Below are 12,040 nucleotides of genomic sequence, written 5' to 3'. Positions count from 1 at the left end.
CGGACACGATCTCAACCGAAAAGCGAGGGTCAGGTCTGACATTCGGACACGATCTCGACAGTCGGATAATCGCGATTTGCTGGCACCGGGTGATCCTGTTTCTGAGCACGATGCCGTTGGGAGTGGCTAGGGCTGAGGTCGTGTCCAAATGTCAGACCTGACCCCGGCTGTGGAAGCGGCTAAGGCTGAGGTCGTGTCCAAATGTCAGACCTGACCCCGGCTGTGGAAGTTCAGTGGAAGTGCTCGCTGCCTGTCGGCGTGTCGTCCGGCATCTCGGCATGCACCAGTTCGCCGGTTGGGTCGGCGAACAGCGGGGAGCCGCAATCGTCGCAGTACTCGGCGGCATAGCGTTCGTTGATGCGCTTGATGTGGGCGATACCGGCTTCGTTCAGATGCGCGACGATTTCGTTCAGCGGGCTGAGCGCATCGTGCGTGATGGCCAGCGGGCCTTCCACCGGCGTGCCGGACTCGTCTTCCTGCCCGTACAGCGGCCAGACGATGCCATACACGACATCGGCGCTCTGGCGCATCGTGAAGGCCACGCGGTATTCGTCGATCTGGATGTCCGGTGCTTCTTCGCCAAAGCCGGCGACGACGGCGCGCAAGTCGGACGGTTCCACGCCCAGCGTGTTCGTCAGGTAATGCACGGCGGCGCGGATCGAGATTGGGCGGATCAGCTTATCGGCTTCGCGGCAGGCCACGTAATACGCTTCCGGCAGCAGCAGCTCAATGCCGCAGCCAGGCATCAGGCGCGCGACGTTGGCGGTGGCTTGCGTGCGCCACTGCTCCAGGCTGCGTTCGCGCTCTTGCACGACGTGCAGCTGGTGCTGCGGCTCTTGCCAGCGGAACAGCGGGTCGCCTGCCGGCGCGACGATCGCGATCAGCATGTAGCGCGTGTCGGCCAGGAACGGTGCGGTTTCCTCTAACTGTGGCGCCGGCTTGATCGTGCCGCCCTTGTGCGCGGCGGCGGCCAGCTTGTGCGTCAGCGCGTAGGTTTCGGCGTGGGTGCGCGGCAGCTGGTCGATCGAGTACAGGGTCGGGGCGATGGCCATCTTCGTGCCGCCTGCGAGCAGGTGGGCCGAGAAGTGCGCGCCGAGCGTGGCCAGCAGATCGGCCGGGATCGCGCCGGTGGCGATCGAGAACCGGGTCCAGGCGAGGATCGGCGCAGCGATCAGGAGCGCCTGCCAGGTGACGTCGACGCCGTCTTTCTGCTCGACCATCATGGCCGATTCGCTGACCGCTTCGACGGTGTCCATCAGCACGTCATACGAGGCCAGATCGTCCCTGAACAGGGCGTTCAGGGCGCTGTCGATGCTGTCCTGGTGATTGGTCTTGAGCAGTTTTTGCAGTTGCGTGTCGAGCTGGCGTTCCCACGCCCGTTCTTCGGCACGGCTGGCAGCTTGCATGAGGGCTTGCGAGAGGCTGACGAGGCGCTGGCTTTCTGCGGAAAGTTTGGGTGTTGAATCTTTGGAAGGACGACGCATGGGGCGAGTGAGTCTCTTGTCAGTTAGTGAATCGAATGTCAGTGGAGCGGGCCGGAGCCGGATAATGATGATAATCCCTTATCCCCGGTATTGTAGTTGATTCGGCCATATGCCATGAACAATGGGGGCCTGGCGCGCCCGGTATGCACCGATTGCACCAAGACGCTTGCCAAGTCCGCCCACACCGACCATAATGAGAACAATTCTCATTCAAACATCAATGAGAAGACGGAAGGAATGTTGGACCCTGCCGGCGACCGGGAAAGCGCCGGCAGATGCTCTTCACGGAGTACCACCCCCGCCGGGAGACCGGATTCGCCCCTCCTGGCTCTGCCAGGGGGGATTTTTTTGTTCGTTGCACCAACCACGATCTCATCATGATGCTGCATATCCCCGGCGTGCTGACGCCAGAACAGGTCTCGGCAATCCGCGCCCGGCTCGACCAGGCGCCGGAGTGGATCGACGGGCGCGAGAGCGTTGGCACGCAGGGCGCCCAGGTCAAACGCAACCGCCAGCTGGGTGAGGGCACGCCGCTTGCGCTCGAGCTGGGGCAGATGGTCAGCGGCGCGCTGATGGCCAACCCGCTGTTCTTCGCGGCCGTGTTGCCACTGCGGGTGCTGGCGCCGTACTTCAATGCGTACGCAGGTGGCGAGCATTACGGGCTGCACGTGGACGGCGCGATCCGGGCCCAGCGCGGCGGCTTGCCGGCGGTGCGGGCCGATGTGTCGACGACCGTGTTCCTGAGCGAGCCGGACGAATACGATGGCGGCGAGCTGGAAGTGGTGGACCTGTATGGCACGCACGAGGTCAAGCTGGCGGCCGGGGACGCGATCGTGTATCCGTCGGGCAGTGTGCATCAGGTGCGGCCCGTGACGCGTGGGGAGCGGGTGGCATCGTTTCTGTGGACGCAGAGCATGGTCAGGGATGACGGCAAGCGGGCGATGCTGTTCGACCTCGACACGCATATCCAGGCGCTGCGGGGTGAACATGGGGATTCGAGCACGACGGTCGGGCTGACGGCGCATTATCACAATCTGCTGAGGATGTGGGCGGAGGTGTAATCGCGCCGCAGAAAACCGCGAAGAACAACAAAAAGGGCTGGAACCCGCGAGGATTCCAGCCCTTTGTCGTTGGACGCAGCCCGCTTGCGCGGGCTGGCCAAACCGCTTACGCCAGCAGCTGACGCAGCACGAACGGCAGAATACCGCCATGCTTGTAGTAGTCGACTTCGATCGGCGTATCGATACGCAGCAGAACGCGCACTTCCTGCGACTCGCCGTTTTCACGGTGGATCACGAGCGTGGCCAGCTGTTGTGGCTTGATCTCGCCTTCCAGGCCCTTCAGGTCGTACGTTTCTTTGCCGGTGATGCCCAGGCTGTCGACGCTGTCGTTGCCGATGAATTGCAGCGGCAGCACGCCCATGCCGACCAGGTTCGAGCGGTGGATACGTTCGAACGAGCGCACGATCACGGCCTTCACGCCCAGCAGCTGGGTGCCCTTGGCGGCCCAGTCACGCGACGAGCCGGTGCCGTATTCTTCGCCGCCGAAGATCATGGTCGGGGTGCCGTCGGCCACGTACTTCATGGCGGCGTCATAGATCGACATCTGTTCGCCGGTTGGCTGGAACTGGGTGATGCCGCCTTCGATTGCCGAGCCGTCCGGACCGACCGGGATCATGCGGTTCTTGATCCGCACGTTCGCGAACGTGCCGCGCATCATGATTTCGTGGTTACCGCGACGCGAGCCGTACGAGTTGAAGTCGGCTTTCAGGACATTGTGTTCCTTGAGCCACTTGCCCGCTGGGCCGTCTTCCTTGATCGAGCCGGCCGGGGAGATGTGGTCGGTGGTGATCGAGTCGCCGAACACGCCCAGTGCGCGTGCACCGGTGATGCCGGTAGCGACCGCTTTCGGGGTCATCTCGAAGTCGGCGAAGAACGGTGGTTCGGCGATGTAGGTCGACTCAGGCCAGTTGTAGACCTGACCTTCGGTCGTCGTGACGCGTTCCCACAGCTCGCCCGGGTTGCCCTTGACGTCGGCGTAGTTCGACTTGAATACTTCCGAGTTCATCGCAAAGCGCATCAGCTCGCCGATCTCTTGCGAGGTCGGCCAGATGTCGCCCAGGTACACGTCCACGCCATTGCTGTCCTGGCCAACTGGCTCGGTCATCAGGTCGCGCGTCATGTTGCCGGCGATCGCGTAGGCGACGACCAGCGGTGGCGAAGCCAGGAAGTTCGAACGGATGTTCGGGTGGATCCGTGCTTCGAAGTTACGGTTGCCCGACAGGATGGCCGAGGCGACGATGTCGTTCTGGGTGATCGCGGCGTTCAGTTCCGGTGTCAGGTCACCCGCATTGCCGATGCAGGTCGTGCAGCCGTAGGCGGTCACGCCGAAGCCCAGCTTTTCCAGGTACGGCAGCAGGCCGGCAGCGGTCAGGTAATTGGTGACCACGCGCGAGCCAGGGGCCAGCGACGACTTGATGTGCGGCGCCACGGTCAGGCCGCGCTCGACGGCTTTCTTGGCCAGGAGGCCCGCGGCCAGCAGCACGCTCGGGTTCGACGTGTTGGTGCACGACGTGATGGCGGCGATCAGGATGCCGCCGTTCTTCACGTTCACGCCGTTGGTCGTGGTGTATTGCTTGTTCAGGTCGTCCGGGTTCTTGTTGAAGCCGTTCTGCGTCGTTGGCTTGCTGAACAGTTCGGTGAAGTTGTTCTTCACGTTGCCCAGTTCGATACGGTCTTGCGGACGCTTCGGGCCTGCCAGCGATGGCGTGACAGTCGACAGATCCAGCTCGACGACGCGCGTGAAGTCGATCTCGCCTTCTTGCGGGATGCCGAACATGCCCTGGGCGCGGTAGTAGCCTTCGAACGCAGCCAGTTCTTCTTCGGTACGGCCAGTGCCGCGGAAGTAGTCCACGGTGGCTTCGTCGACAGGGAAGAAGCCCATCGTCGCGCCGTATTCAGGCGCCATGTTGCCGATGGTTGCGCGGTCGGTGGTCGACAGCGAGCGGGTGCCGGCGCCGAAGAATTCGACGAACTTGCCGACGACTTTTTCTTTGCGCAGCAGTTCGGTGACGGTCAGCACCAGGTCGGTCGCGGTGCAGCCTTCGCGCAGCTTGCCTTTCAGGTTGACACCGATGACGTCCGGGGTCAGGAAATACACTGGCTGGCCCAGCATGCCCGCTTCGGCTTCGATGCCGCCCACGCCCCAGCCGACGACGCCAACGCCGTTGATCATGGTGGTGTGCGAGTCGGTGCCGACCAGCGTGTCAGGGTAGTACACGTCGCCTTGCTTCATGACGCCGCGCGCCAGGTATTCCAGGTTGACCTGGTGGACGATGCCGAAGCCCGGTGGCACGACGCCGAAGGTGTCGAAGGCTTGCATGCCCCATTTCATGAACTGGTAGCGCTCGTTGTTGCGCGAGAATTCCAGCTTCATGTTCAGGTCGAGTGCGTTTGGCTCGCGGAAATGGTCGATCGTGACCGAGTGGTCGACGACCAGGTCGACCGGCACCAGTGGCTCGATCTTCTTCGGATCGGCGCCCATCTTGGCAGCGACGTTGCGCATCGCGGCCAGGTCGGCCAGCAGCGGCACACCGGTGAAGTCTTGCAGCACGACGCGGGCCACGACGAACGGGATCTCGTCGGTGCGCTCGGCGGTCGCTTTCCAGCCAGCGACCTGCTTGACGTGCTCTTCGGTGACCTTCTTGCCGTCGCAGTTACGCAGCACGGATTCCAGGACGATACGAATCGACACCGGCAGGCGCGACAGGTTCACACCAAGGGATTCCGCCAGCGCTGGCAGCGAGTGAAACTGGCCGCTCTGGCCTGCGCCGATCGGGAATTCCTTCAGTGTATTCAGGGTGTTGCGAGACATAATCTCTCCTTCAGTGGAATATTGTTATCAACAACGGTGTTATTTCAACGGCATTAAATAACATCAGGCGACAGGACGGTCTGGATCCGGGAAACCCAAACCACGGCTCAAGTCTTGCTCGCCTCCGGTGCCGCGGTCGCCACGATCGCGGACTGGGTGGCGTTCTTGCATTCATTGGCCAGCTGGCGGTTGAGCTTCGAGTCGAGCAGGATGCCCTTGGACGGAATCCCGATCCAGATCAGGCCATAGTGCGGATTTTCGAAGCGCAAGGCGCCGGTGGTGGTACCGATGCGGGCCAGGCGGTGCAGCCGGGTCTTCCAGCGCAGCGCGATGTGGGCCGCATCGTTGTCGTTCGTGTAGATCGTGATCTTGTTGCCCAGTTCGCAATCGTACTCGGTGGTCTTGGTGTCGGTGATGTCCGGCTCGTCGACCTCGAGCGGGTCAGCGGCCACCGCGGCGGCCGTGACGGCAGCGGCCGTGCCAGCAGCAGCGGCTTTCGCTTTCTTGCTCGATTTTTTGGATGCGGCCTTTGCCGGCTTTTTCGCCGCTTCGGCAGCGAGCACGGCGGAGGCTTTCGGATGCGCTACCGGTGTGGCGGCGTTGGCCGGCGCACAGGCGACGGCGGTGGCAAGGGCAAGTGCGCAGGCAGCAACGATTGGAGAGAGGAGGGTGGCCATGGTCGGGATTATCGGGAGTCGGAGAGGTTGACGATGGCTGCAGCTGCCTCGGGCAGTGCGAGGCCGGCCAGCTTGGCCCGCTGCAACACCGACCAATAGTATCGGTAGCTCGCACGGTCATGCAAGCGGCCGTGTTGCGCAATCGGTCCCCAGCCTGCGGCCATGGCTTCGGTCAGGATATTCGTTGCTTCATTGACTTCGGACAAACGCGGCGTGAACGCCTTCAGGATCGGCTTGATCTGGTCCGGGTGGATGCTCCACATGCGGGTAAAGCCGAACTCGGCGCCAGCGCGCTGGGCGTCGTTCGCCACCGTCGCGCTGTCCTTGATGTCGGTCGTTACATTGTGCGACGCCACCTTGCCATGGGCATGGCAGGCCGCCACCATCTCGAGCTTCGCGCGCACCACCAGCGGATGCGTGAACTGGCCCGGCGTGCGCATCGCGCTCGCTGGAATCGCACCGTAATGGGCCGACACAAAATCCATGATGCCGAACGACAGGCACTCGACCTGCGGCAGCGCCGCGATCGCGTAGGCGTCGCGCAGCGCGCCATGGGTTTCGATCAGCACGTGCACGGGCAGGGCAGCGCGGCCGGCAGCGAGCGCATACTTATTGATCAGCTCGATGGCGCCGCGCACTTCGTCGACGCCATCGACTTTTGGCAGCACGACATACGCCAGGCGTGCCGCAGCGCCGCCGACGATGAGGGCGACGTCGTTGGCAAAGTGGATGCTGGCCGGCTCGTGCAGACGCGCGCCGACACGGTTGAAGCGGTTTTCTTCGCTGTTCAGCAGGCTTGCCACCAGGACGGCGTGCTCGTGCTCGACGCCGGCCTGGGCGCCGTCTTCGCAGTCGAAGGTGATGTCAAACAAGGGGCCAAGCTCTTGTTGCAGGGTCAGCGATTTGCGCATCAGTTTCTCTGAGCCGGCGTAGTGATCGCAGGCTGGGAGAAGAAGCGGCTGGCGTTTGCCCTGGAATAAAACCTCGGAAGGATGCATAGCTTTCAACGCTTGGTTGCATAAAACACCGCCGTGCCGGTTGAGCGGCACGGCGTGGTTGGCGCATGGCAATCGCCATGCGCCTTGTACTGATCAGCCCAGCAGGTGTGCGACGCCGGCTTTTTCTTCTTCCAGCTCTTTCAGGGTCAGGTTGATGCGCTCTTGCGAGAACGAATCGATGTCCAGACCTTGCACGATCGTGTATTCGCCATTCTCGGTCGTGACCGGGAAGCCGAACATGGTGCCTTCAGGGATGCCGTACGAACCGTCCGAAGGGATACCCATCGTGGTCCACTTGCCGTTGGTGCCCAGGACCCAGTCACGGACGTGGTCGATTGCTGCGTTGGCGGCCGACGCTGCCGACGACAGGCCGCGCGCTTCGATGATCGCAGCGCCGCGCTTGCCGACGGTTGGCAGGAAGGTGTTGGCATTCCATTCCTGGTCGTTGATCAGGTCCTTGACCTGGTCGCTGCCAGCGGTGGCGAAGCGGTAGTCGGCGTACATCGTTGGCGAGTGGTTGCCCCAGACGACCATTTTTTCGATGTCCTTGACTGCTTTGCCGGTCTTGGCCGCCACTTGCGACAGCGCGCGGTTGTGGTCCAGACGCAGCATCGCGGTGAAGTTTTTCGCTGGCAGGTTCGGCGCCGATTTCATGGCGATGTAGGCGTTGGTGTTGGCTGGATTGCCGACCACCAGGACCTTGACGTTGCGCGAGGCGACGGCGTCGAGTGCCTTGCCCTGCACGGTGAAGATCTGGGCATTGGCTTCGAGCAGATCCTTGCGCTCCATGCCTGGGCCACGTGGACGGGCGCCGACCAGCAGGGCGACGTCGACATCCTTGAACGCGGTCATTGGATCGGAGTGCGCGGTCATGCCTTCGAGCAGCGGGAATGCGCAGTCGTCGATTTCCATCATGACGCCCTTGAGCGCCTTCTGTGCTTTTTCGTTGTCGATTTCGAGCAGCTGAAGGATGACCGGCTGGTCCTTGCCGAGCATGTCGCCGTTGGCGATGCGGAACAGCAGGGAATAGCCGATCTGGCCGGCAGCGCCGGTCACAGCGACGCGCATTGGGGTTTTAGCCATGATGAATCTCCAAAAGTGGGAATGAAAACGGTTTGCACCGAGGTCGACGCCGAGCATACGCTTGTAGGGCTCAGCTGCAATCAGACTTTAATCAGACTGCAATGATAACAAAAAGCGTCGGCCGGGCTATTCAAAAGTCAATCGCGGGTGTCGCGCGCGTACTCTGGCAAGAGTGCCACCGACTCCCGGTCGGGCATGAGTGTATGCCTGCGTCATCAGGGCTGTCAATTCATATCTTATGTCTTATATAAGACAGATATCTGAATGCCTCAAAAGCTGGACGGTATGTCACTTTTGTGGTGAAATCCCGGTCTATGAATTCCACCTCGTCCAATCCGGCTGCCGACCCTGCCGCCAGCGGCTCGCCGTCCTTCCGGCCGCTGTACCAGCAGATCAAGGCCCTGATCACCAAAAGCCTGCAGGCCGGCGAGTGGAAACCGGGCGAGATGATGCCAAGCGAAGTCGAGTTGGCCGGGCGTTTCAAGGTCAGCCAGGGCACGGTGCGCAAGGCTATTGATGAGCTGGCGGCCGAGAACCTGGTCGTGCGCCGCCAAGGCAAGGGCACGTTTGTTGCCAGCCACGCCGAAGAGCGCGCACATTTTCGCTTCCTGCGCCTGCGGCCCGACGAAGGCCTGCCGCACCATCCCGAAAACCGCTTCCTCGAGGTCAAGCGCATCCGGGCCCCGGCCGAGGTGGCGCGCCTGCTCGACCTGAAAGCGGGCGACGCCGTCGTCTACATCAAGCGCGTGCAGTCGTTCGAGGGCAAGCCGACCATTCTCGAAGAGCTGTGGCTGCCGGGCCAGTTGTTCAAAGGCCTGAGCGCTGAGCGCCTGGTGGAATACAAGGGCCCGATGTACGGCCTGTTCGAAACGGAATTTGGCACCCGCATGATCCGCGCGACGGAAAAGATCCGCGCGGTCGCGGCCGATGCCGCCACGGCGGATTATCTGAAGGTGCCCGAAGGCACGCCGCTGCTGTGCGGCGAGCGGGTCTCGTTCACCTACGGCGACAAGGCAGTCGAGCTGCGCCGCGGGATGTACTTGACGGAACAACATCACTATCAGAACGAGCTGTCCTGATAACTAACTCAGCAGTATAGAAATACTTTGCGGCGGTAAATATCGGCCGCAGCGAAAGTCGGCAAGAGCGACTAAAATAGTTTGGTTTTGGGTGTGCGGCGGACATGACCCGGTCCTACGCCCGCTGTCCCGCCCACCTGGCGTCGCGTGAACGGACCAGGACTGGGAAATCAGCGAAAATCCAAAGGGTTCACATAAAAATTGTTGTCATAAGGGAGGTGTACCATCATGTCCGAAGCCGTGAGAGAAGCAAAGCAGAAGGGGCGGCCGGAGTTCCGCAATATCGGCATCACCGATATCACCGGCAAATATCGCATGCCGCCATCGGCCATTGTGTCGATTTTGCATCGCATCAGCGGCGCCGGCATGTTCCTGGCACTGCCGTTCCTGTTGTACCTGTTCCAGCAAAGCCTGCTGTCGGAATCGTCGTTCGGCTACTTTGCCGGCATCGTTTCGCACCCGCTCGCCAAGCTGATCCTGTTGGGCCTGTCGTGGGCTTACCTGCACCACTTTACCGCCGGCATCCGTCACCTGTTCATGGACAATCACCTGGCCCTGGACAAGGATGCAGCCCAGTCGACCGCCCGTTGGGTCCTGGTCATCAGCCTGGCGCTGACCGCGTTGGTCGGCCTGAAACTGTTCGGAGTGTTCTAAATCATGGCAACCAAGAATAATATCGGCCCGCGCCGCCTTGTCGTTGGCGCACACTACGGCGTCAAGGACTGGCTGGCGCAGCGCGTCACCGCCATCGTCATGGCGGTCTACACGGTCATCCTGCTGGTCGCTTTCCTGACCGGGCAGAATTTCACGTACGAAGGCTGGGCAGGCTTGTTCTCCCGCCAATGGTTCAAGCTGTTCTCGCTGGTGACCTTCCTCGCGTTGTACTACCACGCCTGGGTCGGCATCCGCGATATCTGGATGGACTATGTTAAATCGGCAGGCCTGCGTCTGTTCCTGATGCTGGCAACGATCTTCTGGCTGCTCGCTTGCGCCGCCTGGACCGTGCAAATTCTCTGGAGTGTGTAATCGTGGCAGCTATCAAAACTGCAATTCCTACCCGTCGTTTTGACGCGGTCATCGTGGGCGCCGGCGGTTCCGGCATGCGCGCGTCCCTGCAACTGGCCGAAGCCGGCCTGAACGTTGCTGTTCTGTCGAAAGTCTTCCCGACCCGCTCGCACACCGTGGCAGCGCAGGGCGGCATCGGCGCTTCGCTCGGCAATATGAGCGAGGATGACTGGTACTGGCACATGTTCGACACCGTCAAGGGTGGCGACTACCTGGGCGACCAGGATGCGATCGAATTCATGTGCCGCGAAGCACCGAAGGTCGTGTACGAGCTGGAACACTTCGGCATGCCGTTCGACCGTAACCCGGATGGCACCATTTACCAGCGTCCGTTCGGCGGCCACACCGCCAACTTCGGCGAAAAGCCGGTCCAGCGCGCCTGCGCAGCAGCCGACCGTACCGGTCACGCGCTACTGCACACGCTGTATCAGCGTAACGTCCGTGCCCGCACCCACTTCTTCGTCGAATGGATGGCGCTGGACGTGATCCGCGACGCCGAAGGCGACGTGGTCGGCGTGATGGCTCTGGAAATGGAAACCGGCGACGTGATGATCCTGGAAGCGAAGACCACCATCTTCGCCACCGGCGGCGCAGGCCGTATCTTCGCTGCATCGACCAATGCCTTCATCAACACCGGTGACGGCATGGGCATGGCGGCGCGTGCCGGCCTGCCGCTGCAGGACATGGAGTTCTGGCAGTTCCACCCGACCGGTGTGGCGGGCGCTGGCGTCCTGATCACCGAAGGCGTGCGCGGCGAGGGCGGTATCCTGATCAACAGCAACGGCGAACGCTTCATGGAGCGCTACGCGCCGACGCTGAAGGATCTGGCGCCACGCGACTTCGTGTCGCGCTCGATGGACCAAGAGATCAAAGAAGGCCGCGGCTGCGGTCCGAACAAGGACCACGTGCTGCTGGACCTGCGCCACATCGGCGCCGACACCATCAAGAAGCGTCTGCCTTCGATCCTCGAAATCGGCCACAAGTTCGCCAACGTCGATGCGACCAAGGAACCGATTCCTGTCGTGCCGACGATTCACTATCAGATGGGCGGCATCCCGACCAATATCCATGGTCAGGTCGTGGCACCGGATGGTACGGGCGGCCAGAAAATCGTCAATGGTCTGTACGCGATCGGCGAATGCGCCTGCGTCTCGGTCCACGGCGCGAACCGCCTGGGCACGAACTCGCTGCTCGACCTGATTGTGTTTGGCCGCGCAGCCGGCAATCACGTCGTCGCATCCGACCTGAAGAAGAAAGTCGCCAAGCCGATGCCGGCTGATGCTGCCGACTTCGCGCTGGACCGTCTGAACCGCCTCGAAACGTCGACCGGCACCGAAAAAGTGCAGCACGTCGCCAACGATATCCGCGCCACGATGCAGAAGTACTGCGGCGTGTTCCGTACCGACCAGCTGCTCACGCAGGGCGTCAAGGAAATCATGGTGCTCGACGAGCGTCGCAAGAACGTGTCGTTCAAGGACAAGTCGAAGGTGTTCAACACGGCCCGCGTCGAAGCGCTCGAGCTGGATAACCTGATCGAGACCGCGAAAGCGACCATCGTGTCGGCCCAGGCGCGCAAGGAATCGCGCGGCGCCCACGCCCACAGCGATTACGAAACCCGTGACGACGCGAACTGGATGAAGCACACGCTGTTCTTCTCCGAAGGCAACCGCCTCGAGTACAAGGGCGTTGTGCAAAAGCCGCTGACGGTCGAGACCTTCAAGCCGAAAGCACGCACTTTCTAAATATTTTGTGGCTACCGGGCGATTGTCGCCCGGCGGCCG

The 12,040-nt window shown here is 62.1% G+C and carries 10 protein-coding genes; 5 read left to right on the top strand and 5 right to left on the bottom strand.

The features are described 5' to 3' along the window. Window positions 1-230: 230 nt before the first annotated feature. On the bottom strand, window positions 231-1,484 hold the full coding sequence (locus NX775_RS05660) for a DUF2863 family protein (protein WP_258835080.1): 1,254 nt from the start codon (window positions 1,482-1,484) through the stop codon (window positions 231-233). 377 nt (window positions 1,485-1,861) lie between these two features. On the opposite strand from NX775_RS05660, the gene NX775_RS05655 reads away from it, so the two are divergent. Beyond that, complete coding sequence (locus NX775_RS05655) at window positions 1,862-2,545, top strand: Fe2+-dependent dioxygenase (protein ID WP_258835079.1); 684 nt, start codon at window positions 1,862-1,864, stop codon at window positions 2,543-2,545. A gap of 106 nt (window positions 2,546-2,651) precedes the next feature. Here NX775_RS05655 and acnA read toward each other — a convergent pair whose 3' ends face one another. From acnA to NX775_RS05635, 4 genes are all read right to left on the bottom strand, one after another. After that, window positions 2,652-5,357, bottom strand: a complete 2,706-nt coding sequence (gene acnA / locus NX775_RS05650) for an aconitate hydratase AcnA (protein ID WP_258835078.1) — start codon at window positions 5,355-5,357, stop codon at window positions 2,652-2,654. 107 nt (window positions 5,358-5,464) lie between these two features. Continuing rightward, window positions 5,465-6,034, bottom strand: a complete 570-nt coding sequence (locus tag NX775_RS05645; RefSeq protein ID WP_258835077.1) for a hypothetical protein — start codon at window positions 6,032-6,034, stop codon at window positions 5,465-5,467. An 8-nt stretch (window positions 6,035-6,042) separates the two neighbouring features. Beyond that, the gene (locus tag NX775_RS05640; RefSeq protein WP_258835076.1) at window positions 6,043-7,032 is read right to left on the bottom strand and encodes an HpcH/HpaI aldolase/citrate lyase family protein; all 990 of its coding nucleotides are present in this window, start codon (window positions 7,030-7,032) and stop codon (window positions 6,043-6,045) included. A 93-nt stretch (window positions 7,033-7,125) separates the two neighbouring features. Then, window positions 7,126-8,115, bottom strand: coding sequence for a malate dehydrogenase (locus NX775_RS05635; RefSeq protein ID WP_258835075.1), 990 nt, complete (start codon window positions 8,113-8,115; stop codon window positions 7,126-7,128). A 314-nt stretch (window positions 8,116-8,429) separates the two neighbouring features. Here NX775_RS05635 and NX775_RS05630 point away from each other — a divergent pair, with 314 nt between their 5' ends. The 4 genes from NX775_RS05630 to sdhA all read left to right on the top strand — a co-directional run bounded on the left by NX775_RS05630 (window position 8,430) and on the right by sdhA (window position 12,001). After that, entirely contained in the window at window positions 8,430-9,194 is a 765-nt protein-coding gene (locus NX775_RS05630) for a GntR family transcriptional regulator (protein ID WP_183555474.1), read from the top strand. Window positions 9,195-9,422: 228 nt separating this feature from the next. After that, entirely contained in the window at window positions 9,423-9,848 is a 426-nt protein-coding gene (sdhC, locus tag NX775_RS05625) for a succinate dehydrogenase, cytochrome b556 subunit (protein WP_258835074.1), read from the top strand. Between the two features lie 3 nt (window positions 9,849-9,851). Then, on the top strand, window positions 9,852-10,220 hold the full coding sequence (gene sdhD, locus NX775_RS05620; protein WP_258835073.1) for a succinate dehydrogenase, hydrophobic membrane anchor protein: 369 nt from the start codon (window positions 9,852-9,854) through the stop codon (window positions 10,218-10,220). A gap of 2 nt (window positions 10,221-10,222) precedes the next feature. Then, window positions 10,223-12,001 (top strand): succinate dehydrogenase flavoprotein subunit, encoded by a 1,779-nt coding sequence (gene sdhA, locus NX775_RS05615; protein ID WP_183555471.1) that lies wholly within the window; start codon window positions 10,223-10,225, stop codon window positions 11,999-12,001. Window positions 12,002-12,040: the final 39 nt, after the last annotated feature.

Origin of the sequence: Massilia aurea, from assembly GCF_024753205.1 — a bacterium.
Taxonomy (GTDB): Bacteria; Pseudomonadota; Gammaproteobacteria; order Burkholderiales; family Burkholderiaceae_D; genus Telluria; species Telluria aurea.
The sequence above is the reverse complement of the archived record's forward strand: the minus strand, read 5'-3'. Positions and strand labels throughout refer to the sequence as shown.

Excerpts from the sequence above, each read along its gene's own strand:
- NX775_RS05635 (WP_258835075.1), bottom strand. The coding sequence starts at position 8,115 with ATGGCTAAAACCCCAATGCGCGTCGCTGTGACCGGCGCTGCCGGCCAG.
- NX775_RS05640 (WP_258835076.1), bottom strand. The coding sequence starts at position 7,032 with ATGCATCCTTCCGAGGTTTTATTCCAGGGCAAACGCCAGCCGCTTCTT.
- NX775_RS05655 (WP_258835079.1), top strand. The coding sequence starts at position 1,862 with ATGATGCTGCATATCCCCGGCGTGCTGACGCCAGAACAGGTCTCGGCA.
- sdhD (WP_258835073.1), top strand. The coding sequence starts at position 9,852 with ATGGCAACCAAGAATAATATCGGCCCGCGCCGCCTTGTCGTTGGCGCA.
- acnA (WP_258835078.1), bottom strand. The coding sequence starts at position 5,357 with ATGTCTCGCAACACCCTGAATACACTGAAGGAATTCCCGATCGGCGCA.
- NX775_RS05660 (WP_258835080.1), bottom strand. The coding sequence starts at position 1,484 with ATGCGTCGTCCTTCCAAAGATTCAACACCCAAACTTTCCGCAGAAAGC.
- NX775_RS05645 (WP_258835077.1), bottom strand. The coding sequence starts at position 6,034 with ATGGCCACCCTCCTCTCTCCAATCGTTGCTGCCTGCGCACTTGCCCTT.
- NX775_RS05630 (WP_183555474.1), top strand. The coding sequence starts at position 8,430 with ATGAATTCCACCTCGTCCAATCCGGCTGCCGACCCTGCCGCCAGCGGC.
- sdhC (WP_258835074.1), top strand. The coding sequence starts at position 9,423 with ATGTCCGAAGCCGTGAGAGAAGCAAAGCAGAAGGGGCGGCCGGAGTTC.